The 23415-nt window shown below is 72.6% G+C and carries 18 protein-coding genes and 1 pseudogene; 8 read left to right on the top strand and 11 right to left on the bottom strand.

The genetic code is table 11. The annotated features are described in order from the left end of the window. Window positions 1–403: 403 nt before the first annotated feature. The 5 genes and pseudogenes from ABZT18_RS11740 to ABZT18_RS11720 all read left to right on the top strand — a co-directional run bounded on the left by ABZT18_RS11740 (window position 404) and on the right by ABZT18_RS11720 (window position 5958). Window positions 404–1201 carry a BTAD domain-containing putative transcriptional regulator gene (locus ABZT18_RS11740; RefSeq protein ID WP_354994149.1) on the top strand — a complete coding sequence of 266 codons (798 nt, stop codon included), beginning with the start codon at window positions 404–406 and terminating at the stop codon, window positions 1199–1201. Window positions 1202–1289: 88 nt separating this feature from the next. Continuing rightward, window positions 1290–1631: a TcmI family type II polyketide cyclase gene (locus ABZT18_RS11735; protein ID WP_354994150.1), complete on the top strand. Its 342-nt coding sequence runs from the start codon at window positions 1290–1292 to the stop codon at window positions 1629–1631. A 1-nt stretch (window position 1632) separates the two neighbouring features. Beyond that, window positions 1633–2982 (top strand): NAD(P)/FAD-dependent oxidoreductase, encoded by a 1350-nt coding sequence (locus ABZT18_RS11730; RefSeq protein WP_354994151.1) that lies wholly within the window; start codon window positions 1633–1635, stop codon window positions 2980–2982. 1247 nt (window positions 2983–4229) lie between these two features. After that, window positions 4230–4466, top strand: a pseudogene (locus tag ABZT18_RS11725) (hypothetical protein); the annotation flags it as partial. A 283-nt stretch (window positions 4467–4749) separates the two neighbouring features. Beyond that, entirely contained in the window at window positions 4750–5958 is a 1209-nt protein-coding gene (locus tag ABZT18_RS11720) for a low temperature requirement protein A (RefSeq protein ID WP_354994152.1), read from the top strand. Between the two features lie 24 nt (window positions 5959–5982). Here ABZT18_RS11720 and ABZT18_RS11715 read toward each other — a convergent pair whose 3' ends face one another. Both ABZT18_RS11715 and ABZT18_RS11710 read right to left on the bottom strand, forming a co-directional pair. Beyond that, the gene (locus tag ABZT18_RS11715) at window positions 5983–6741 is read right to left on the bottom strand and encodes an Asp/Glu racemase (RefSeq protein WP_354994153.1); all 759 of its coding nucleotides are present in this window, start codon (window positions 6739–6741) and stop codon (window positions 5983–5985) included. Then, entirely contained in the window at window positions 6738–7565 is an 828-nt protein-coding gene (locus ABZT18_RS11710; protein ID WP_354994154.1) for a hypothetical protein, read from the bottom strand. Before ABZT18_RS11710 ends, ABZT18_RS11715 begins: the two co-directional genes overlap by 4 nt. A gap of 251 nt (window positions 7566–7816) precedes the next feature. Between ABZT18_RS11710 and ABZT18_RS11705 the strand changes: the two genes are divergently transcribed. After that, window positions 7817–8023 carry a hypothetical protein gene (locus tag ABZT18_RS11705; protein ID WP_306271566.1) on the top strand — a complete coding sequence of 69 codons (207 nt, stop codon included), beginning with the start codon at window positions 7817–7819 and terminating at the stop codon, window positions 8021–8023. A 68-nt stretch (window positions 8024–8091) separates the two neighbouring features. Here the strand turns inward: ABZT18_RS11705 and ABZT18_RS11700 are convergent, their stop codons facing one another. Then, window positions 8092–8544, bottom strand: a complete 453-nt coding sequence (locus tag ABZT18_RS11700; protein WP_354994155.1) for a hypothetical protein — start codon at window positions 8542–8544, stop codon at window positions 8092–8094. Between the two features lie 254 nt (window positions 8545–8798). Here ABZT18_RS11700 and ABZT18_RS11695 point away from each other — a divergent pair, with 254 nt between their 5' ends. Further along, a complete protein-coding gene (locus ABZT18_RS11695; RefSeq protein WP_354994156.1) occupies window positions 8799–9758 on the top strand; it encodes a TIGR03557 family F420-dependent LLM class oxidoreductase in 960 nt (319 codons plus the stop codon). A 113-nt stretch (window positions 9759–9871) separates the two neighbouring features. Here ABZT18_RS11695 and ABZT18_RS11690 read toward each other — a convergent pair whose 3' ends face one another. The 5 genes from ABZT18_RS11690 to ABZT18_RS11670 form a co-directional block, all read right to left on the bottom strand. Then, entirely contained in the window at window positions 9872–11386 is a 1515-nt protein-coding gene (locus ABZT18_RS11690; protein WP_354994157.1) for a hypothetical protein, read from the bottom strand. A 168-nt stretch (window positions 11387–11554) separates the two neighbouring features. Beyond that, entirely contained in the window at window positions 11555–13651 is a 2097-nt protein-coding gene (locus ABZT18_RS11685) for an amino acid transporter (protein WP_354994158.1), read from the bottom strand. An 87-nt stretch (window positions 13652–13738) separates the two neighbouring features. Then, the gene (locus ABZT18_RS11680) at window positions 13739–14140 is read right to left on the bottom strand and encodes a hypothetical protein (protein ID WP_354994159.1); all 402 of its coding nucleotides are present in this window, start codon (window positions 14138–14140) and stop codon (window positions 13739–13741) included. A 377-nt stretch (window positions 14141–14517) separates the two neighbouring features. Continuing rightward, window positions 14518–15288 (bottom strand): DUF5995 family protein, encoded by a 771-nt coding sequence (locus ABZT18_RS11675; RefSeq protein WP_354994160.1) that lies wholly within the window; start codon window positions 15286–15288, stop codon window positions 14518–14520. Between the two features lie 134 nt (window positions 15289–15422). Further along, window positions 15423–18320 carry an AAA family ATPase gene (locus ABZT18_RS11670; RefSeq protein ID WP_354994161.1) on the bottom strand — a complete coding sequence of 966 codons (2898 nt, stop codon included), beginning with the start codon at window positions 18318–18320 and terminating at the stop codon, window positions 15423–15425. A gap of 194 nt (window positions 18321–18514) precedes the next feature. On the opposite strand from ABZT18_RS11670, the gene ABZT18_RS11665 reads away from it, so the two are divergent. Further along, window positions 18515–20839: an adenylate/guanylate cyclase domain-containing protein gene (locus ABZT18_RS11665; protein ID WP_354994162.1), complete on the top strand. Its 2325-nt coding sequence runs from the start codon at window positions 18515–18517 to the stop codon at window positions 20837–20839. Between the two features lie 89 nt (window positions 20840–20928). Here ABZT18_RS11665 and ABZT18_RS11660 read toward each other — a convergent pair whose 3' ends face one another. The 3 genes from ABZT18_RS11660 to ABZT18_RS11650 form a co-directional block, all read right to left on the bottom strand. Then, window positions 20929–21474, bottom strand: coding sequence for a YciI family protein (locus ABZT18_RS11660; protein WP_354994163.1), 546 nt, complete (start codon window positions 21472–21474; stop codon window positions 20929–20931). Window positions 21475–21594: 120 nt separating this feature from the next. After that, window positions 21595–22161, bottom strand: coding sequence for a dienelactone hydrolase family protein (locus ABZT18_RS11655; protein WP_354994164.1), 567 nt, complete (start codon window positions 22159–22161; stop codon window positions 21595–21597). A 55-nt stretch (window positions 22162–22216) separates the two neighbouring features. Continuing rightward, on the bottom strand, window positions 22217–23323 hold the full coding sequence (locus tag ABZT18_RS11650) for a nucleotide disphospho-sugar-binding domain-containing protein (RefSeq protein ID WP_354994165.1): 1107 nt from the start codon (window positions 23321–23323) through the stop codon (window positions 22217–22219). Window positions 23324–23415: the final 92 nt, after the last annotated feature.

Here is a 23415-nt window from a genome sequence, read left to right as displayed (position 1 = left end):
CCCGGGACGCGCTGGACGACTGCCGACACGATGCGGCAGTCCTCGTCACGGCGGCGTCACCGGGCAGGGTCGGCCAGCGACGCAAGGCGGTGACGCTGCGTTGACGCAATCTGTGTATCAGCTATGCGTCCGCTGCACCCAGGGCGATAGATCGAACGAATGTTTGGCCAGTTCAGAACCGATCTCAGGTTGACTGTCGCCAATAGAAGGTCCACGCCGCCGTTGACTCACCGTGACCGCTATTGATAATCTTCACCGTGGTCAGCCCGGCGGCCTCGGCGGGCGGGGCCGCGCCCGGCAGTCGTGGTCGCGCCTCCGCCGGTGGGGTCGACAGTGGCGTTACGGGCAACCGATCCGGGACACAGCAGACAGTCGGGACGAGCGTTCCGCAGGGGGTGCCGCCGTGGCCGCTGATCCGTCCGTTCCGACCGCCGGGGACCCGCCCGAGGAGGGTGTCTCGTTACACCTGCTCGGCGGCTTCCGACTGCTGCGCGAGGCGGTGCCGGTGGTGGTGCCGCGCGGCCTGCAAAGGGTGATCGCGCTGATCGGGCTGCGCCCCGGTGCCACCCGCAGCCAGCTCGCGGGGCTGCTCTGGCCGGACGCGTCGGAGGAACGGGCGCTGTCCTCACTGCGCACCGCACTCTGGCGACTGCGGCAGGACCCGTGCTGCCCGATGACCGTGGCCAGCGACACCGTACGCCTCGGCCCGGCGGTCCGGCTCGACGTGGACGATCTGGTCGGCACCGCGGCCCGGGTTCGCGACGGGGACGACCCACGCACGGCGGCCGGGGCACTCGCCGCCGGCCGGCACGACCTCCTACCCGGCTGGTACGACGACTGGGTGCTGCTGGACCGGGAGAGACTGCGTCAACTGCGCCTGCACATGCTGGAACAGGTGGCCGGGCACCACCTGACCGCAGGGCGGCACGGCGAGGCCCTCGAAGCCGCGCTGGAGGCGATGGCCGCCGAGCCGTTACGAGAGACGCCCCACCGGCTGGTGGTCCGCATCCACCTGGCCGAGGGCAACGCCTTCGAAGCCGTACACGCCTTCTACGTCTACCGGGACCTGCTGCGCAGGGAGTTGCGCCTGGAGCCCAGCCCCGCGATGAGCGCCCTGCTCGACGACACGCTCGCCCCGATCCGCGAAGCCAGCCGGGAAGCCGTGACCGACCGCCCGTCACCGGCCGGCCGGCGTACGTGACGGTGATGTGACAGGCGCTGCGGCACGGTGGGCGTACAGAGCACGTGGCGCCGATCCGAGGGTCGGCGCCACCGGCGGAAGGGGTCCCATGAGTCGTCTACTGATCGTCAGCCGGATCATCCCAGGCGCGGAGGGGCGGGTCGCGCAGATCTTCGCCGAATCCGACGCCACCGAACTGCCCGGTCTGACCGGCGTCACGCACCGGTCCCTGTACTGCCTGCACGACCTGTACGTACACGTGCTGGAGACCTCGGAGGTCGACCCGGACGCGCTCGCGGCGGCCCGCAACCACCCGCTCTTCCAGCAGGTCAACGAGCGGCTCTCCGCGCACACGTCGCCGTACCTGCCGACCTGGCGCTCTCCCCGGGACGCGATCGCCGGCTGCTTCTACCGGTGGGACGCCGCCGACGCGCCCGTGGCGCAGGGCTGACATGTCCACCGCGCCACCGCACGTCCTGATCATCGGCGCCGGCACGGGCGGGCTGTGCCTGGCACACGGCCTGCGCCGCGCCGGGATCAGCGTCGCCGTCTACGAACGGCACCGCCATCGCGCCGAAGGGCTGCTCGGCTACCGGGTGGGCATCGGCCCCACCGGTAGTCGTGCACTGCTCGAGTGCCTGCCCCCGGAGCTGTACGCCACCTTCCTGGCCACCTGCGCCCGGCCGCCGCACTACTTCAACGTGGTCACCCAGGGGCTGCGCCAGACCGCGTCATTCGCGCTGCGGCCGGACGCCGACCCGGCGCACACCGAACACTCGGTGGCGCGGATGGTCCTGCGCCAGGTGCTGCTGACCGGCCTCGACGACGTGGTGCGCTTCGACAAGACCTTCACCCGGTACGAGCAGCGCGACGACGGCACGGTCACCGCGTACTTCGCGGACGGCACCAGCGCCACCGGCGACCTGCTGGTGGCGGCGGACGGCACACACTCGGCAGTGCGCCGCCAGTACCTGCCGCACGCCGTCACCCGTGATGCCGGCACCATCAACATCGCCACCCGGATCCCGCTGACCGCGCACACCCGCGGTCTCGTCCCGGAGCGGGTCCGGCAGGGCATCTCGCTGATCTTCGGGGTCGGCGGGATGATGGGCGTGCTGCACGTCATGGAGTTCAAGTGGGACGCCGAACGGGCGATCAAGCCCGGTGTCAGCGACGCCGACGCCGCTCTGCTGCGGGACTGGCCCGGCCTGTCCCACGACACCACCACGGACAACATCAACCTGATCATCTGGAGCACGGCCCGCCGGTTCCCGACCGACGTCATGGAGCGCCGCGGCGAGGACCTGGTGCGGATCGCCCTGGACCTCACCCCCAACTGGCACCCGCACCTGCGGGAGCTGCTGAACCGCGCGGATCCGGCCAGCGCCCTACCGATCAACGTGTCCACGTCCGAGCCGGTGCCGCCCTGGAAGAGCAGTACCGTCACCATGCTCGGCGACGCCATCCACACCATGACCCCGGGTCGCGGTGTCGGCGCGAACACCGCGCTGCGCGACGCCCGACTGCTCTGCGAGCAGCTCAGCCGTGCCACCACCGGCGACAAGACGCTGCTACAGGCGGTGGCGGACTACGAGGCCGCGATGGCGCCGTACGGCTTCGCGCGGGTCGCCGAATCGTTGAATCGCAGCGGCACCAGCGGCGACGACCGGATGTACCGGCCGGTGGTGGGCCGACTAGCGCTGCTCGGCGCGCGCGGCTACTTCGGAGTGACCAGCCGAGTGCCGCGGCTCCGTCGCCGGTTCGTGGACGACTTTCACACCTATGAGGGCGACCGGGACTGAGCCGGGCATCGTCCCGTCCACCCGGGTCCGGCGTCCCCCGCCGGGCCCGGGTCTCGTCACGTCCGGGTTTCGCGTCGCCCTGTGTCACGTCGTGTTCAGTGCGACTCTGTGTTACCCAACAGGCACCCGCTGAGCTGGCCGTCCCACCCGCAACGCCCTCGACCGATCCTCTCTGTCATCGGCAACACGCGTGTGCGAAGCTGCGCGCGAGTTTTTCTCGTGACTTTTCCGACGACGTGAGAGGGAGGTTCGCCGTGGCGTGGTCTATCGGACACTCGCTGATAGTGGTACTGGCACTGTTGCTGGGCCTGGCCGCCGGGTGGCTGCTGCGCGGCCGACGGGGCGCACAGGACACTGGACAGGGTCGGTCGATCGTGGATGGTGATCCCGTCGCCAGCCTGGCCGTGATCACCACACCGACGCCAGCGGCCACCACCGACGAGGCCCGGCCCGCGGCCACCGTCGACCCGGCCCCGACCGCGGTCGCCGACGAGCCGGTGCCGGTGGACACGGTCAGCGCGCCAGCCGCGATGACCGAGCCGGACGGTTCCACCCCGGCGTCCACCGCGACGTCCACCCTGACGGACGCCCCGAGCACTGTCGACCCGGCCGACATGGCGCTGACCGAGGCCCCGCCGCCCGTACCGGCCGCCGAGCAGTCCGACGCGGCTGAGCTGCGGCCCGAGCCCACCGTGGAATCGGCCCCCGAGCCGGTCGCGGTCGAGGAGCAGCCCGCCCCGGCGGCCGTGATCGCCCCCCGTCAGCCCGCGGACGACCTCCCGGCCGACACCCCGCTCGACACCAAACCGGCCGATGCGGAACCGCTCGACTCGAGCCCGGCCGAGGCTGCGAAGACCGAGGCCACGGTGGGCGACCCGGCGCCGGTGCAGACGCCGGTGACCGCTGAAACGGTCGACGCCGACCCGGTAACCGCCGCCAAGACGGTGGACGCTGACCCGGTGACCGCCGACCCGGTGACCGCCGACCCGGTGACCGCCGACGCGGTGACCGCCGACCCGGTGACCGCCGACCCGGTGACCGCCGACCCGGTGACCGCCGACCCGGTGACCGCCGACGCGGTGACCGCTGACCCGGTCGACGCTGACCCGGTCGACGCTGACGCCGAGCCGGCGCGGCCGGTGGTGGCCGCGCCGCCGGTCCGGCCGACCGACACCGCGACCCCGCCGGTCCTTTCGGCCGACGGCACCACGGTCAGCAGCGCCGACGCCAGCTCGACGGGCCCGGCCGACGACTTCCGTCGGATCCAGGGGGTCGGGCCGAAGATGGCGGCGGCGTTGCAGGACGCCGGCGTGCGCACCTACGGCCAGCTCGGCGAGCTGGACGAGGCGGCGCTGCGTGACCTGATCCGGGCCGCCGGCCTGCGCGCCGCACCCGGGCTGGCCAGCTGGCCGCAGCAGGCCCGCGTGCTCGCCGGTGCCGGTGACGAGATGGCGGCGGTGCTGCCGGGCGGCAGCCCAGCCTGACGCGGTGACATCGAGCCCCCGGCGGCCGTCCGACGAGACGGTGGGCCGGGGGCTCGGCCGTTCAGGGGCGGACCATCGGTCCCAAGATAATGATCGACACCGCTTCGCCGATGTGGGGCTGTCGCGGCCCCTTGATACCCCGATGTCGCCGACATGGAGTGGATCATCCCCCCGTCGGGGGATGGCCTGGCGAATCCGGGGCCGCACGGCCGGCCGCTCGCTACCGTCCGTCGAGGTGGGCCGGACAGGTCCGTCGAGTCGACCGGTTCCGCAGGAGTAGCCCGTGCCCCTCGCCGCGCCGGAGCCCGGGTCCCCGCGGACCCGCCGCGCACCGTTGCGCGACCCGGAGGGCCCCCGCCGGGTGACGCTTCTTGAGCTCTTCTTCGACCTGGTGTACGTGGTCGCGCTCACGCTCATCTCCCGAGCGATGGTGGACCAGCTCGACTGGCGCCGGGCCGGCCAGGCACTGATCCTGCTGGCCGCCGTCTGGTGGACCTGGACGATCACCACCCTGGTCACCGACCTGTACAACCCGGAACGAACCGAGATCAAGCTGCTGATCAGCGCCGTGATGTTCGGCGCGTTGCTGATGACCACCGCGATCCCGGAGGCGTTCAACGACCGAGGGCTCGTCTTCGCCGCCACCTACGTGGCGATCCACCTCGGGCGCGGGCTGTTCCTGATGCCGGCGGTACGCCGCGAACCGCAGACCCAGCGCCGCGCGGCACGCATCTTCATCTGGTTCGCCGTGTCGGCGATCCCGTGGATCGTCGGCGCGTTCGTCAGCGACGACGCCCGGATGGCGTGGTGGGCCCTCGCGCTCGCCATCGACTACATCGGTTTCCGGCTCGCGTACCCGGTGCCCGGGCTCGGGGTGGTGCCGGAGCAGCAACGCAACGTCACGGCGGAGCACCTTTCCGAGCGCTACCAGCAGTTCTTCATCATCGCTCTCGGCGATGCGATCCTGACGCTCGGCATCGAGTTCAGCATGGAGCACACCGAGGGCGAGAATATCGGGACGTTCGCGTTGGCGTTCCTGACCACCCTCGTGCTCTGGCGGATCTACGTGCACAAGTCCGGTGAGCTGCTGCCAGTCGCCATTCAGGCGGCCCGGTCACCGAGCAAATTCCTGGTCACCGCGCCGTACACCCATCTGTTGATGATTTCCGGCGTGGTGACCACCGCATCCGGCTTCCACCTGATGCTGCACGACCCGACCGGGCGGACGCCGCCGGCCTGGCTGGCGGTGATTCTCGGCGGCCCGGCATTGTTCCTGGCCGGCCGGGCCTCCTTCGAGTACGAGGTGTTCAGCCGGGTGTCGTGGTCCCGGCCCGGCGGCGTGCTGGCGCTGCTGAGCATCGCGCCCGCTGTGCTGTTCCTGCCGTCGATCTTCGCCTCGCTCGGTGCCCTGCTGGTGCTGGCCGGCGTGGCCTACGCGGACTTCCGGCGTAGCCACGGCAAACCGCCGGAGATTCCCGCCCCACCGCACTGAACCGACCGGTCGGTGCCGGCCCGCTCAGCCTGGTGTCGCCCCGGCCAGCAGCCGACCGGCGTTCGGCACGTACGGCTCGACACCCAGACCGGTGAGCAGTTGGTGCACGGTGGCGGTGGCCGCGGTGAGCACCGGACGGCCGAGGCGGGCCTCCACCTGCGGCACCGCCGCCAACGACGGAAGCTGCACGCAGGCGGGGAGGACCACCGCGTCCACCTCGGTCACGTCCAGCCGATCGGCCAGCTCGACCAGGCGGGACGCGGGCATGCGCCCCACCGCCACGTTGTCCGGCTCGCTGAGGCTCACCGCCTCGGTCACCCGCACGCCGTGCGCGGCGAGGTAGGCGCAGACGGTCGCGGTCAACGGGGGCAGGTACGGCGCGATCAGGGCCACCCGGCGGGCACCCAGCGCACGCAGCCCGGCGACCAGCGCGCCCGCACTCGTCACCACCGGCATGTCGTGCCCGGCACGACCGGCCGCGCGGCCCAACCGCCGCTCGGCCCGCTCGTGCGCGCCGGCGCCCTCGCACATCACCGCCACCAGGCAGGCGTACGCGAGCACGTCGCAACGGGCGTCGGCCAGTTCGGCGGCACATCGGAGGGCGGAGCGGTTCATCCGGGCCAACTCGTCGGGGGTCACCTGGCACAGTCGTACCCGGCTGGCGTGTGTGGTGAAGCGGACCGTCGGGTCGACGGTCTCGCGCCGGCGCAGCATCGCCGGGATCTCGGTCTCCATCGTGGTGTTCGAACTCGGCACCACCAGCCCGATGCGGTAGCCGCTCACACCAGCGCCCCGGCGTACCCCCGGACCTGTAGCCGCTGCCCGGCGGTGCCGCCCAGGCGCACCTGCAAACCAAGCGGCGCGGCGGCGCGGCGGACGTCGTCCAGGTGCAGCGATCCGTGCCGGTCCACGGTGAGCACCGGCGGCTCCTCGATCTCACCGTCCGGTGCGTGGAAGGAGAGCAGGGTGACCGAGGTGGTGAGGTAGCCCGGGTACGCGGCCCGGGACGCCGCCTCGTCCCGGTGGACGAGGACCACCAGGTCGTCGAGGTGGGCGAAGTCGGCGGCGAGGGCCCCGGCCTTCCAGTGCGCCGGTTCCTCGGCTGCGCCGGTGAGATGCCGGGACCGGTTCGCCGAGGTGATGTAGAGGTGGTCCGACCCGGTCTCGGCGAGCGCCCGCTCGAAGAAGGCGTTGGACGGACAGGTCAGGCCCGGTGCGATCACCTGAGTGGTCCGCAACCCCTGATCGACCTGGGTGAGGTGCTCGGGCAACCGCTCCGCCGCCGGCCCGCGGAAGCCGAACGGCCCGGCCCCGTAGAGGGCGTCCATCAGAGCCCGCACCCGACCGACCGGCAACCGCGGCGAGATCCGCGTCCAGTCGAACATCCCGGGGATCCGGCCGATCGCGGTGGTGATGCTGCCGACCTGGTGGACCGGACGACCCTTGGCCAGGTTGACCCGGCGTACGGTGGCCGCGTCGGGGCGCGTGACGATGACGTAGAAGTTGGCGAACGCCGCCGCGACGACCGCGCCGCCGGCCAGCGCGCGGGCGGCGACCGCCACGTCCTCGGGGCGGTCGATGTACAGGGGCGGTATCGGGGCGTCCATGAGTCCTCCTCGGCGGGGCCGTGAGGCAGTTCTACGTCCACGGACCCGTGCGACGGCGAGGTCGGTCGTCGATCCGATAGCCGACTCGCGCTACCCGGTGCGGGCGGCCGATGCCCGGACGGTACTCAACGGCGGATGGCATCGGCCGGATGGAGGATCCAGGAGGGGTGTAACGCTCAGCCGTTAGCCGCGCGACCCGATTGGGTACAACGCCTGCACCTCACACTCACCACATTCCTCAGGAGGCAGCGATGCGCGGCACCTCGATACTCGGAGTCATCGTCGTAATCTGGTTGGTAATCGGCGCGGTCGCGGCCGGCCAGCGCGGCTATTACAGCGGGGACGACACCAACTGTGCCGAGGCCGGCACCATCCTGGTCACCATCGTGGCCGGGCCCTTGAACTACATCGGCGCCAACCCCAAGGTCGACTGCAAGCTGCCCGAGCCCTCCAAGTAGGAGGAACATCCACCGGCCCGTGCCCCCTGATCAGGGGGCACGGGCCGGTGTGCGCAGGTAGAGACGGCTCAGCTGCCGTAGACGACCAGGGCGCAGCGGCTCGTGTTGTCCTCGGGCCGGGCGTAGCCCAGGCAGACCCAGACCTCCGACCAGAGGTACTGGGTGCCGACGTTGGACTCCCAGTACAGGCTGGTGCCCCCGGAGGTGCCGGTGTCGTCGACGGCGAGCGCACTGGTGTACTGCTGCGACCAGTAGACGTACGCGCGGGCGGCGTACCCGTCGGCCTTCTGGTCCTTGATGTAGTTGTTGGTGTTCGTGTCGAGCCAGGCGTAGCCGGCGCTGTTGATGCAGAGACGGGCCGCCGCGGTGGCTCCCGTCCCGCCGGTTGGGCTCGGGACGCTGGCGCTGCCGTAGAAGCAACCCGACGCCTGAGCGGGTGATGCGGCGGCGAGGGCTACGCCGCCCCCGAGGACGGCGGCCGCAGCGAAGGCGGCGGCACGGCGGATCAGTCTGTTGGCCATTCCTACCCCCATGGTGGCTCTGTCACGACCGGCCCGGCCATTGACATCGAGCAAAGTCGATCCTAACGGGACGGCCGGCGGCCCACTGCCCCGAAAGCAGTCGATGGTGCCCCACCGCCGCAGGGGTTGGCGCCGACACCTCACACCCCGTAGGGCATCCTAGGAGGCTGCCTTGCCTGTCTCGGCGGCGTTTGTCGGTGCCGAGGTCGGGAACCGACCCGGCGTCAGTCGGCGGACGGAATCGGGAGCCTGGCATGCAGATCGGCTACAAGCTGGCCTCGGAGGGCTACGGACCACAGGAGATCATCCGGCAGGCCGTCCTGGCCGAACAGGCTGGTTTCGACTTCGTCGAGATGAGCGACCACTTCCACCCCTGGCTCGACGTGCAGGGCCACTCCTCCTTCACCTGGAGCGTGCTCGGCGCCATCGCGGCCAAGACCAGCACCCTGCACCTCGCCACCGGCGTCACGTGCCCGACCGTCCGCTACCACCCGGCGATCATCGCGCAGGCCGCGGCGACCATGGCGCTGATCTCCGACGGGCGGTTCACCCTGGGGGTGGGGGCCGGTGAGCGGCTCAACGAGCATGTGGTCGGGCAGGGCTTTCCCAGCGTGCGGGGCCGGCACGAGCGACTGCGCGAGGCGCTGGAAATCATCCGACTGCTCTGGCAGGGCGGCTACCAGTCGTACGAGGGCCGGCACCTGCAACTGGAGGACGCCCGGGTCTTCGACCTGCCGGACACCCCGCCGGTGATCGCGGTGGCTGCCAGCGGCGAGGTGTCGGCCCGGCTCGCCGCCGAGTTGGGCGACGGGCTGTTCGCCACCGAGCCGGAGGCGTCGATCGTCGAGCACTACCGGCACGCCCACGGTTCGGGCCCGCGCTACGCGGAGGTTCCGCTGGCCTGCGCCACCGACGAGCAACAGGCGGTGCAGGCGGTGTTGCAGACCAGCCGGTGGATGGTCACCGGCTGGAAGGTGATGAGCGAGCTGCCGAACCCGGTCAACTTCGACGCGGCCAGCTCGTACGTCGAGGAGAAGCACATCCGCCAACTCTTCTCCGTCGGTCCCGACCCGGAGCCGCACGTGGCCAAGGTCCGGTCGTACATCGAGGCCGGCTTCGACCACATCGTCCTGCAGAACGCCGGCCCCGACCCGGACGGCTTCCTCGACTTCTTCGCCGGAGATCTTTCCGGCCGCCTCCGCGCGATGGGCTGATCCCAGCCGTTCGGACGACTGAGGATCACATGACCAGGACAGAGCGCGGCGAGCCGCCTCGACTGATCGTCGGGGCGGCTCGCTGCGCGCTCGGGGTCGGTGCGCGGGTTTACTCAGCGGAAGCAGTGCGTGATCGGTACCGCGCTGCCCTCACAGTTGGTCGGCTCGTTCTCGACGACCACGCTCTCGTCGTCGATCTTGACCTGGGCGTGCGAGGCGAAGATGCCGCCGGGCTTCACCGTCGACGCGTTGTGGGTGACCTTGCTGGTGTAGAGCGCCACCGAGCCCGCGGTGGCGTAGATGCCGCCACCCTTGGACGCGGCGCCGACAGCCTCGTTACGGGTCACGTCGCTGCCGCGCACCAGCAGGTTCGCCTTCTCGGCGTAGATGCCGCCGCCAATGCCGTGCGTGGTGTTGCCGTCGACCACGCTGTCGTCGAGCGGCGTCAGGCCCTTCACGGTCGAGATGCCGCCGCCGTTGACGGTGGACGTGTTGCCGCGGATGGTCATCTTGCGCATCACCAACACCGCGTCGGAGTTCGCGGCACCGCCGCCGACCTGCGCGGTGTTGTTCAGCAGTTCGGTGTCGGAGACCTTCGTCCGGGCCGAGAAACTGGCCAGCCCGCCGCCCTGGCCGGCGCTGTTCTGGGTGAAGGAGACGCTCTCCACGTCGGCCGCGCCACGGTAGTTGCCGAGGCCGCCGCCGTACCCGTTGGCGCTGTTGTGGTGGAACTCGGAGCGCTTCAGCGTCAGCACACCACCGTTGAGCAGGCCCCCGCCCTTGCCCGCGGCGCCGGAGGCGCTGTTGCCGATGAACGTGGAGTCGGTGACGACCATGTTGCCGTCGTTGAAGATCCCACCACCGCCGCCCTCGGGGGACAGCGAGGTGCTCTGGGTGACGGTGACGCGCTCCACCACAGCTGTCGCCCCATGCACCACGTGCACGCTGCCGCCCTCGATGGCCGAGCGGCCGTTGTGCAGTTCCACGTCGCGCAGGGTCAGCTCGCCGCCATCGCGAACGGTGAAGAAGCGGAACGCGGCGGCTTGGGCGTCCCGGGCGATGGTGGCGCCCGCGCCGTCGATCGTGATGGGCTGGTAGATCACCGGCAGGCCGGCGGTGTCGTCGGCCGGGTTGTGCGGGGGTGCGTCGGCGTCACCGGGGGTCTCGGCGGCGTCGGCGGCCTCCCGTGCGTCCCGGATCCCGCCGTCGTACTGGTCGGTCTCGTGGAACGCCTCGGTAAGGGTGTAGCGGCACTTGGGCGCGAGCCGGAGTTCCGCGCCGCCCTCGGCGTTGGCCGTCACCAGCGCCGCCACCAGCTTCGCGGCGTCGCAGGGCACCGACACCACGCCCGGCTTGCCGGTGCCCGGGGTAGCCGGACGGGCCCGCTCGGCGCCGCCCTGGTCGCGCTCCGCCGCACGCTGATCGTCGGTTCGCCGGTCGTCGTCACTCTGGGCCGCGGTCAGCCGGCCCAGACCTGGGAGGGACAGGTCACGGTCGGCGGCGGCAGCGACGCCAGCCGCTCCGGCCGCCCCCACGACCAGGCTCCCGGCCAGGAGGCCGCCGGCTAAGACCCATCGGGAGCGCCGCCTGGGTCGGGTCGCGCGGTCTCCCCCTCGCTGCGTGGACATCAAAGGTGCCTGCCTTCCTGCCTGACGTGACCGCGCGCCGATCCGGGCGCGGGGGGATCGACGTATCGCCGACCACCAAAAGTCACGATAAGTCCGTAATACGGACAAGAAGGTGTGAACGTGAATAGTGCCCCTATTCATCTTCAAAACCCGTCAACCGGTGTCCGATCACCCCCCGACGTGGATACCGGGACGACGCAGCGGGTCCCGCTCGGTCCGGCGGATGATCTCCCGTACCACCGGCGGGGTGTCGCCGCGACCGAGGATGAGATAGCGCGCCAGGTGCGCGATCGGGCTTCCCTCCGACCACTCGAAGTGCGCGTGCGGCCGGACGCCGGTGGCGTCACGCAGTGCCAGCAGGATCGCGGCGATCGCGTTGGGCGCGGCCGGGCTGCTGGCCCGCAGCACCCGGAAGCCACCCACCTCGATCCCGTGCACTCGCAGCACCTGACTGAACTCCGACGGGTCGACCACCTCGATCTCCAGGAACAGCACGTCCGCGGCCCCGGGCACTGGATTCATCCCACGCTGCGCGCGCTCCTTGAGCGTGTACTCCTTCACGGAGCCGTTCTGCCGCTTGTTCGCGATCAGGTGCAGCTGCCCGTCGTGAGCCAGTGACTCGGTGATGAACCGACGGGCCGACTCGTCGAACTCGATCCGCTCGGCGCGTAGCTCGGTGGTCCGGGTGACCCGGGAGACCAACGACACCACGATGATGCCGAGGATGAACAGCGCGGAGATGGTGATCCCGTCCGGCTGCTCGATGACGTTCTCCAGCAGCGCGTACAGCAGCACCAGGGTCAGCACGGTGAAGCCGATCGCGGCGGCGCGCCGGTGGCGGCGGGCCGCGGAGATCGTCACCGCCACCGCACCGGAGACCATCATCGCCAGGATGCCGGTGGCGTACGCCCCGGCCTGAGCGTTGACGTCGGCCCGGAAGGCGATCGTGATGGCGACGCTGACCACGGTGTAGACGATCACGACCGGGCGCACCGCCCGCGCCCACTCCGGGGCCATGCCGTACGAGGGCAGGTAGCGCGGCACGATGTTGATCAGCCCGGCCATCGCCGAGGCGCCAGCGAACCAGAGGATGAGCACGCTGCTCACGTCGTAGACGGTGCCGAACACCTCACCCAGGTAGGTGTGCGCCAGGAACGCCAGCGCCCGACCGTTCGCGGCGCCGCCCGGTCGGAACTCCTCCGTTGGGATGAGCACCGTCGTGACGAAGGTCGTCGAGATCAGGTACACCGACATGATCAGCGCGGCGGTGGTGAGCAGCCGACGCGTGTTGCGGATCCGGGCGGCAAGCCGGGCCTGCTTGTCCGGCCCGTCGGCCGCGACCAGGGGCATCATGCTGACCCCGGTCTCGAAACCGGACAGCCCCAGCACCAGCAGCGGAAACGCCAGCACGGCGGTGAGCAGCACGCGGCCCGGCCCGCCGCCGGTCGTGGTCAACGCGGCGGTCCAGTCCGACACGATGGCCGGGTCGCCAGCGATCCGGACCACCGACACCACGACGATCACCGCGTTGAGCGCCAGGAAGACCGCGACCAGCGGGATGGCCACGACCACCGCCTCGCGGAAGCCGAGCAGGAACACCCCGCCGAGGATGAGCAGCAGCACCACGGTGGCCACGACCGGGACCAGGGGGCGGTGCAGGGTGTCCGGCACGTACGGGTTCTCCATCAGGTGCACGGTGGCGTCGGCCGAGGAGAGGGTGATCGTGATGATCCAGGAGGTGGCCACGAAGCCGAGCAGCACGAGTACGAAGATCTTGCCCCGCCAGAACGGCAGCAGCCGCTCCAGCATCGCCACCGAGCCCTGCCCGTGCGGGCTCTCGTGGGCCACCCGTCGGTACATCGGCAGCATGCCGAACAGGGTGAGCGCGACGATCAACAGAGTCGCCAGCGGGGAGAGCACACCGGCCGCCACCGCCGCGATGCCCGGCAGGTACGACAGGGTGGAGAAATAGTCCACGCCGGTCAGGCACATCACCTGCCACCAGGCGTGCCTGCGGTTCTGCCCCTCGGTCGCCTCCGGGCCCGGCGGCTGCACCTGGTGCTGGAAGAGCCAGCGGCGCAGTGGGCTGGCTGGCGGCGCCGACCGGGTCGGGGTGGCCACGCGTTCGGGCACCACGACACCCTGCCGGCCGCCCCGGTGCGGGCGGGCAGGGTCGCGGGCTGCCCGCAGCGCCGGGTCCGGCCCGGTTGGCGCGTGGCGGCGTCCGCTCCAGCGTCGCGGTTTCGCCCGGTGCTCGTCACCCATCGCCAGTCCCACCCTCACAGGTCCTGATCCGACGGTAGGCGGTGGCCAGAGGCCCGGCAGGCGGAACCGGGCACGTGGACGGGCTGCTCAGGACAGGTCCGGAACGGCGAGCAACCGGGCCAGGCCGGGCGGATCGGCGACGGTCACCGTGACCGCCGGGTGTCGTGGCCGCCCGCCGGGCACCAGGGCCGGCACCGGTACGCCGAAGCGCAGGCAGATCCCGCCGGCGGTGCTGCTGCCGAAGCTCGCGCCACCGTCGGCCAGCGACAGGTGTGGCCCGATCACCCGCCACCAGCGGTACGGGCCGCTCAGCTCGACAGCCGACACGTTGCCCCGGTCGGTCCGCAGCCGCCACGGCCCGTACCGGATCAGCAGATCCCGGTCGGTGACGGCGACCCAGGCCGTCGCCGGGCGGACCCCCAGCAGCGCCAACATCGGGCGGAACACCGGGTCGAAGCGGAACGGGAACCGCGTCGCGGCGCCGGTCATCGCGCACCGGGCCGGGCGGTGGGTCGCGGCACCGGGCCACCCGGCCGCAGCGGGCCGGGCCGCGCGGGCCGGGGTCGGGCGGCGGGCCGGCGCCGGGCCAGGACGGTCATGGCGCGGGCGTACCCCGTACGAGCCCGCCGACACCCCCGCAACGCCTCATCGTCGGCACGGCCCCGACACCCTCCCCCACCGCCGGCCGGCACCCCCCGGGCCGGCCGACGGTGGCAGACGGTCGACACCCCCCGGGGCCGACCGGCTGTACCCCCCGGGGCCGACCAAACCTCGGGCGGACCACACGGGGTGGGCGGAACTGGTGGGACGCGTCCCCGCGCTCCGCCGCCCCCCACGGGGCGGAGCGCGGGGACCCCCCGTCCCGACTACTGCAGGAACGCCCCCAGGGGCGAGAGCAGCAGCCGGCCGAGCGCCGCGGCGTTGTCGTCCAACCGCGTGCGCTCACACTCGCGGGCGTCCGGGTCGTGCCGGCACCGCCAGATCTTCTGTGCGTTACGCCAGGCGACATCGCGGGTGTACTCGACCAGTTCCCCCTGGTACCAGTCGTCGATGTCACCGTTGAGCATGTCGATGAGCAGCTGCCACCGCTCCAGGTAGCCGCGGCGCAGGCCCGGGATCTTGTCCGCGAAGATCTTGTTGATCTCGAGGTAGTCGTGGTGCTGGTCGCTGCCGTCGACCGGCTCCGACTCCAGGTGGTCGAACGTGGTCACCAACGCGAACGGCAGGTCGAAATTGATGTGTGCGTTCACCCCGGCCGCCGCGGAGGGCAGCGGACGGGCGTCCGGCCCCCGCATTCGCTCGAAGAGACACGACCACGCCTTCGGTGTGCCCGGGCTGGAGTCGGTCCACAGGCGCATCGCGTCGAAATACCTCGCGGCGAACTCGACGTCGAGCCGCGAGAGGAAGGCCGGGTCGACGAACCGGTCGTCGTACAACCCGTCCAGGACACTGCTGGTGATGGTCAGGTAGAGCCTGTTGAAGTCGGCCAGCGGGCAACTGTCCTCCAACGGAGGCAGCCGCACCAGCAGGTCCTGGAGCTTGGTGAGGTGATCGACCACGGCCGGCACGTCCGCGGGATGGTCGGCGAGCAGGTCGACGATATCCCGGTGCACGGGCCCCCAGACCGGTTCGGTCATCTCTCCTCCATGGTGGTCTGCGACACCCCCGCGCCGTCGTCGACGCGGCTCAGCCTCTCAGCCGACACCCGCTCGGCGGATCAGTAGAACGACGTATCCCGGCGCGCACACGCGCCGGCTGACGGAGCGGCCGGTCAGGCGCGCTGGTTGCGCAACTGAATCGCGCTGGCCTGGACCCGGGTACGGACCTGGAGCTTGTCGAAGATGTGCGACACGTGGACCCCGATGGTCCGCTCGCTGATGAACAGCCGCTGCCCGATCTCCTTGTTGGTCAGCCCCTCGGCGACCAGCGCGAGCACTTCCCGCTCCCGTGCGGTGAGCGCCGTCAACTCGTCGTCGGCCGCCTCGGCGGGTACGCCCCGCGTACCGCCGGCGGTTTCGCTCTCGTCCAGCGACACCCGGGCCCGCCCGGCTAGCTCGCGGATCTCCGAGGTCAACGGCACCGCACCCAACCCCTGCGCCACCCGGTACGCCTCACGCAGCAGCTTGCCGGCGGTGGCCACCCGGCTGCGACGAGCCAGCAACGCCTCGGCCTGCCGCAGTCGCGAGTACGCCGCCGGGTAGGGGTGGTGACGGCGGTCCCACTCGGCGACCGACGCGGCCCACAGCTCCGGGTCGCTGCCGTCGAGGCGGCTCACCTCGGCGGCGCAGAGTGCCAGGAATCCCTCCACCACCGACCGCACCGGTCGGGCCGCACCGGCGCTCTTGCGGGACACCCGCTCGGCGACGTCCCGCAGCCGTCGTACCGCCGTCGGGTCCACGGCCACGGTGCGGCTGGCGTGCGCCTCCGCCTCGGCGCGCAGGCCGTGCCAGACCAGAGCGGACAGGATCATCACGTCGTCGGAGCGGCTCTCGGTGAGGCCGCGCTGCACCGCCAGCCGTGCCACGTCGTGCCGGCCCTCCCACATGGCCAGCCCGGAGCGCAGGGTGAGCAGCGGAATGACGTGTCGCGCCCCGCCGCCGGCGAGCAGGGTCGCCACCGCGTCGAGGTCCCGACTGGCGGCCTCGATGTCGCCGTAGCCCACCGAGAGCCGACACCGGGCGAGCAGCAACTCGACGGCGTCCGCACCGGACGGTCGGTGCCGAAGGGCGGCGGCGACCACCTTCTCCGCCTCGGCCCACTGACCCACCCGGAACAGCCCGTTGATGGCGACGGCCAGCAGTCGGGTGCCCCAGGTGCGGCCCAGCCCCAGCTCGGTCACCCGGTCGGCACCCCGCCGGGCCACCACCACGCCCTCTTCGAGGATGTTCAGTGGCCCGGTCAGCAGCTCCGCGAGGTGCAGGTACGCGCAGGCCACGTCCTCGGGCTGGCCGGCGCGCTCGGCGGTGTCGAGGGCGTCGCGCATGACCGCCAGGCCGGCGTCCGGGTCTTCCAGACAGGCGTCGCTGAAGCCCAGCGCCGAGCTGGCCAACACGACCTCGGTGGCGGAACCCTCCACGTTCTCGGCCAGCGACAACGCCTCCCGAGCCCGCTGACCGGCGTCGGCGTACCGGCCCAGGTGCAGCAGCAGCTCGGCCAGGCGCGCGGCGGCGGCGGCCCGGTCGCGCGGGGAGCAGTCCGCCGCCTCCAGGGCCCGCTGGTATTCCTCCTCGGCCAGCGCCGAGCGACCGGCGGCGGCCAGGTAACGGGCCCGGCGGATGTGCAGCGCGCAGCTCGGCTCGCCGCCCCGCAGCGCGGCCAGCTCTTCCAGCAGGGCCAACGCGCGGGCGTGCTCTCCACAGTGGTGGGCCGCCTCGGCGGCGTTCTCGAGCAGCTCAACCCGGTCCACCGTCAGCGGGCCGGGGTCGGTGGCCAGCTGCAACGCCGCCGACCAGTGCCGGTGCGCCTCGGCGTAACCGTGCAGCCGCTCGGCCTCCTGCGCGGCGGCCACCGCCGCCGGCAACGCGCGCGCCGGCTCACCGGCCAGCCGCCAGTGGTGCGCCAGCCGGGCCTGGTGCAGCTCACCCGGCGCCGCGGTCAGCGCCTCGGCGTAGCGGCGGTGCAGCCCGGAGCGCTCGGCGGGCAGCAGCTCGTGCGCCAGCACCTCGGCCACGAGGCGGTGCCGTAGCCGGTAACCGTCGTCGGCGCCGACCAGCAGCCGGTGCGCCACCGCGGCGCGGGCCGCGTCGATCAGCTCGTCCTCCGGCAACCGCAGCACCTGGGCCAGCAGCCAGTGCTGCACCGGCTCGACGCCGGCGGCCACCGCGTGCACCACCGCGTGCGCGTGCTGGGGCAGCGCGTCGACCCGGTCCAGGAAGATCTCCCGCAACGTCTCGGACAGGCCGTCGCGGCCGTCGCGCAGGTCGCGGGCCAGCTCCTCGATGACGAACGGGTTGCCGCCGCTGCGCTGCCACACCTGCTCGGCGGCGTCGACGGACAGCGTCCGGCCGACCACCGCGGCGGCGAGCTTGTCGGTGTCGGCCCGGCCCAGTGTTGCCAGGTCGAGCACCCGCACCGTCCGCAGCCGACGCAGCTCGGTGAGCACCCGGCGCAGCGGGTGCGCACCCTGCAACGACTCGGCGCGCACCGCGGCCAGCACCGAGAGCTGGAGGTCACCGAGCCCGGCCAGCAGGTAGAGCAGCAGCTGCCGGGTGCTCCGGTCGACCCACTGCAGGTCGTCGAGGATCAACACCAGCGGTCTGCCCTCGGCGATCAGGTGCAACCCGCGGGAGACCCGCTCCAGCAACGCGCCCGCGCCGTCCGGACCGGCGGTCTCGTCGGCGAACATCTGCAACAGCCCACGCACCGCCGACGAGGCGCGCGCGTGCGACGTGGAGACATCGGCGTCGAAGCGGCGCAGCGCCTGCAGCAGCGGGTGCAGCGGAGAGGCGTCGCCGATGTCCAGGCAGCTGCCGGTGAGCACCACGGCACCCTGATCGCGCAGCCGGTCGCCGATCTCGCCCAACAGGCGGGTCTTGCCCACGCCACTCTCGCCGGTCAGGAAGACGGCGGCGGTCTGCCCGTGCGCGGCGTCACCGAGCAGAGCGGACCGAACCGTCTGCATCAGCTCGGCCCGGCCCACGAGCGGCGCGGTGTCCACATCGCTGGCCATGGCACGCAGCCTAATCACAGGTCCCCTCACCGTTCTACGGCCACCGGCCGCTTGTGGTACTCCTCGCGTCGACTTTGCGACTAAAGGTTGCGGGTGGCCGACATACGTCGTTCGGCAGATCCCCCGTCAGCCCAGTGGTGCCAATCTCCGGATGTCATCAGGCATCAGCGGGGAGAAGGGCCGGTGGGATACCCATGACCACCATCGTCGTCGACGTGCAGCGGACCGTACACCCGCGCTGGCCGGTGCCGGAGGAGAGACGCACTGTCACGGTGCTCTTCGCCGACATCGTCGGCTCCACGGCGCTGGTGGACCGGCTCGATCCGGAGGACGTCCGAGCGTTGCAGCGGGCCTACTTCGACACGGTCGCCGGTGTGCTGCACCGCTGGCAGGGGGTGGTCGAGAAGTACGTCGGCGACGCCGTGATGGCGCTCTTCGGCGCGCGGCACTCCGACGGCTTCGACGCGTACCGTGCGGTCCGCGCCGGCCTGGAGATCCAGGCCGCGCTGGACCGCCGCCCCACGGTCGGGGGTGCCAAGCTGCGGGTGCGGGTCGGTGTCGCCACCGGCGAGGTGATGGTCGACGTGGGCAGCGCCGTCAGCGGCGGCCACGGCGTGGCCAGCGGCGCGGTGATCACTACCGCGGCCCGCCTGCAGGAGTACGCCCCACCCGGCGCCGTCGCACTCTGCGCGGCCACCGCGCGAGCCACCGCAGGCCTGATCACCCAGCGGCAGCTGACGCCGGTGTCGGTCGCCGGCCGCGTGCCGCCGGTGCCGGTCTGGCACGCCGTCGGTCCGGTGCGCCCCGGTGCCGACCGGCACGACGGCCCGCTGATCGGTCGCCGCCGCGAACTGGCCACCATCCGCGAGCAGCTGAGCTTGGCCATCCGGGAGAAGAACCCGCGCTGGGTCTCCCTGGTCGGCCCCACCGGCAGTGGCCGCAGCCGGCTGCTGCACGAGCTGACCCGTGGGCTGACCACGGTGGACGAGTTGCCGGTGTGCTGGTGCGTGGCGACCTGTCAGCCGTACCCCGATCAGGTGTTGGCACCGGTCGCGGAGCTGCTCCGCGGCCTCGCCGGCACCCGCCACGGTGACGGCCCGGCGGCGGTCCGCGACCGGCTGGTCGCCGCCCTGACGCCGCTGTTTCCGCCGGCCCGTGTCACGGCGGCGGTTGCGGCGCTGCAGCGGTTGCTGACCACCCCGGACGACTCGACCGCGGCGCTGGCGGGCGCGGCGGTCTTCCGGGACGTCCTGCTGCGCCTGGCCGCCCACCAGCCGCTGATCGTCGCCGTCGACGACGTGGACCGGGCCGCGCCCGCGGTGAGCCGGTTCCTGCACGCGCTGTTCAGCGCGGCGACCTCGCGCGGGCTGCCGCTGGCCGTGGTCACCCTGCACCAACCGCAGTGGGCCGACACCCGGCCCGGCCCGGCCCGGCGGCTGACGATCGGACCGCTGGCCACGGTGCAGTCCGGGCGACTGCTGCGCCACCTGCTGACCCGGGCCGGGCAACCGGTGGCCCTGGTCGACCGGCTGCTGCCGCTGGTCGGGGGCCGGCCCGGGCACGCGGCGGCGTACGTCGCGTCGGTCGTGGACGGTGCCGACCCGGTGACGCTCGCGCTGCCCGAGGCGGTACGCCGGACCGTCGGCGCGGAACTGGACCACCTCGACGGTGAGCGGCGGGCGGTGTTGATGGCCGCCGGCACCCTCGACGGCATGATCTACGGCGCGGCCGTCGACACGGCACTCGGCTGGACAGCCGGCCGGTCGGCACCGGCCCTACGCGGGCTGGTCGTTGCCGGGCTGCTGCTCCCCCACCGCGCCGGCGGCTACGTGTTCGCCGCGCCCGCGCTGCGCCAGGTCGCCGCGGAGCGGTTGCCCCGCGCGCTGCGGGCCGTCTTCGCCCGCCGAGCTACCGACACCCCGCGCCTCGACACCGTCCACGCCGACGCCGTCCCGCGCGACGACCACGCTGATGCCGTTCGCGCTGGTGCCGTTCCCGCTGATGCCGTTCGTGCTGCCATCTACCACGCGGGGGATGTCGGCCCGGCCGCGAGACGCGCTGGGGTTGTGCGCCTCGACTCCGTTCGCTCCCGGGCAGGCCGTCTCGACGCCGTCCTCGCACCGCTGGCCTCGGCACGGCCGGCCGGTCCCCCCGGCCCACTGCCGCTGCGCCAACGCGTCCCCATCCCGACGATGGCCACCCGACAGGCCGCGCCGACTCCCGGGGTCAGCCGTCCACCGGCCTCCCACCGGCTCCGAGCCGTCGCGTCGGCCGGTGACGTGCCGCCGACCAACGCAGGCACGCTGCCGACCAACACGGGCGTGCCGTCGACCAACACGGGCGCTCACTGGCGCCCGCGCGTCGACCGAACCCGAGCGTCGATCCGCACGCTGCCTGGCATGCCGGGGTCAGCCGGACGCGGCCCGCTGTCCGGCGTCGGCGCTCCACCCGGCACGGCGCTCGCCGCACCCCGCCCGCCGTTGATCCGCCGGACGGACGGTCTGGCCGCCGCCGCCTGAGGATCAACCGGCGAATGCGGCTGGCCGGGCGCGCACCGCCGCGTTTCGCCCGAGCTGTACGAGGTGAGCGCGACTGTCATCGCAGCGGGTCAGGACGGCCGCCCACCGAACTGCCAGTTGTGCACTTCGATGTCGGCGTACCCATCCTGAGTCAGGATGGCGCGCGCCGCGCCCGGGTTTGGCGCCCGGACCAGCGCGGCGGTGCCGAGCCAGGTGGCGCCGTCGTCGGACAGCAGGGGCCCGTACGCGATCAGCTCGTCCGAGTCGGGCGGCACGTCCAGGTCGGCGGGCTGGCCCAGGCCGAGGCCGAGCACCAGGTACCGGTCGCCGCCGGTCCGGCCGCCCGGGAAGTCCCACATCGTGCGGCCGAGCGTGTTGCGCCACCGGCGCAGCAGCACATCCCGGTACACGCCGGCCTGGTAGTTCGGCTCATCGAAGGCGAACGTCCGAGCAGCGGCCGGATCGGGCACGTCGATGATGTGCACGCTGCCGGTAGGCGTGTCGCCGACGAAGGTTGGGCCGCGGGCGATCATCTCCGCCGCGTACCGGTCCATGTAGGACCAGTGCTCGTCGAGCAGCTCGTCGCGTAGCGCTGCCGAGCCGGGGCGGTCGCGGTGGTAGCACAGAAACTCCATGCCCCACATTCTTGACGGGGTGCCGCACACCCTTGGGGGCCGGGCCGCCCCGCCGCTCTACGGCACGGACGCCGAGGTGGGCAGCGCCGCTGTTCGCGGATCAACGGGCGGCTCCGAGGCTCAGCGGGAGGCCAGGAAGGCCAGCACCCGCGGCCAGGCTTCCGCAGCCGCGTCCGGGGCCGCCTCGGACAGGTCCGGGTCGGTGAACAGGTGCCCCACGCCGGGATAGCGGAAGACCGTCAGGTCGGCGCCTGCGTCGGTCATCGCCTGCTGCCACTCGTCGACCTCGTCCGGCGCGTCGTACGGGTCCGGGTCGGCGAGGTGCAGCTGCACCGGCAGCCCGGCGCGGACTGCGTCCGGTGCGCCACCGGTGCCGTGCAGCAGGAGCAGACCGGCGGAGTCAGGGCGCTCGGCCAGCAGCGCACCGGCCACACCGGCGCCCATCGAGAAGCCGGCGAGCACCGTCTCCGGTGGCAGGTCGCGCAAGGCTGCCCGGGCGCGGTCGAGCACCACCTCCTGGCCGATCTTGTCGAGCAGCGCGAAGCCCTCCTCGACCGTGTCGCTGGCCGGGACGCCGTACAGGTCGGGGGTGGTGACCCGGTGCCCGGCGGCGCGCATCCGGTCGGCGGCGGCGCGCACGGCGGGCCGCAGTCCGTACACGGAGTGGAACAGCACGACGTGTCGCATCAGGTCATCCTGCCGCAGCCGAGCGTCGGTCCGGTGTGGCCACGCGGGGCGAACGTCAGACCAGCGCCGCCAGCCGCGCGACGAGGTCGGTCGGCGGCGGCATCGCGGCGATTTCCCGGCTGACCTGCTCGGCAGCGGTGCGGAGGCCATCGTCGGTGATCAGCTGGGTCAGCGTCTGTCCGGTGATGTCGCGGGGGCGCAGCGCCAGACCGGCGCCCCGGCGGGCCACCAGCTCGGCGTTGTGCCGCCGGTCCCCCGGGCCCACGGTGGCCAGCTGCGGCAGGCCGGCGGCGAGGGCGCCGAGCGCACTGCCGGCCCCGCCGTGGTGAACCAGCGCCGCGCTCGCCGGCAACGCCTCGTCGAGCGGGATCCAGTCGACCACCCGCACGTTGCCGGGCAACGAACGAGCCGACCGCTCATCGGGCCGAACCAGCACGATCTCAGCGTCCACCTGTGCGGCGGCGGCCACCACGGCGGGCATCGGACCCCGGTCGCCGGGGCCGGTCAGGGTGCTGCGGGTGACCAGGATCCGGGGCCGCTCACCCGGCTCGCGCAGCCAGGCCGGCAGCTCGCCGCCGCCCACGTAGGAGTCGTACCGCATCGGCCAACCGCCCTGGCTGGCCACGCTGGGCGGGGCCACGGCGAGGGCGGCGGCGGGCGGTGGCAGCTCGGCCAGGCGGTGCCGACGCAGCGCCGCGCCGAGCCGGGCGGTGGTGGCGCGGACCAGGTCCCGCCCGTCGAACAGTGCGTTCTCCTGTCGTACGGCGGGCACGTCGAGCCGCGCGGCAGCCACCGCACCGGCGACCGCGAACGGCTCGTGCAGCACCAGATCCGGCCGCCACTGGGTGGCCAGCGCGACCACCGGATCGGTGAGCTGGTCGTTGAGCGCGCCGAAGAGCAGGCCGGCGCCCCGGGTGCCGGCGGTGCCGGCCATCTCGGCACGCGCGATCAGCGGATGGCGGGGGAAGACCCGCATCGCGATCCGACCGAAGTCGAAGCCCGGCGCGATGTCGTGCACCGGCAACCCGGCGTCGGCGGCGGCCAGACCACCGCCTCCGGTGGCCAGCAGCACGTCGTGGCCGGCGTCGCGCAGTGCGACGGCGAGCGGCACCAGCGGGAAGACGTGCCCGACCAGCGGGGCGGAGACCACCAGCACGCGCATGGCGAGATCCTATGTCGACCGCGACGATGCGGGGGTGCCCGATGATCGTTGGCGGCTGAGCGACTCGACACGCCGGGTGGAGCCCTGCTGAG

Origin of the sequence: Micromonospora sp. NPDC005291, from assembly GCF_040607415.1 — a bacterium.
GTDB lineage: Bacteria > Actinomycetota > Actinomycetes > Mycobacteriales > Micromonosporaceae > Micromonospora.
This window is presented reverse-complemented; position numbering and strand designations above follow the sequence as displayed.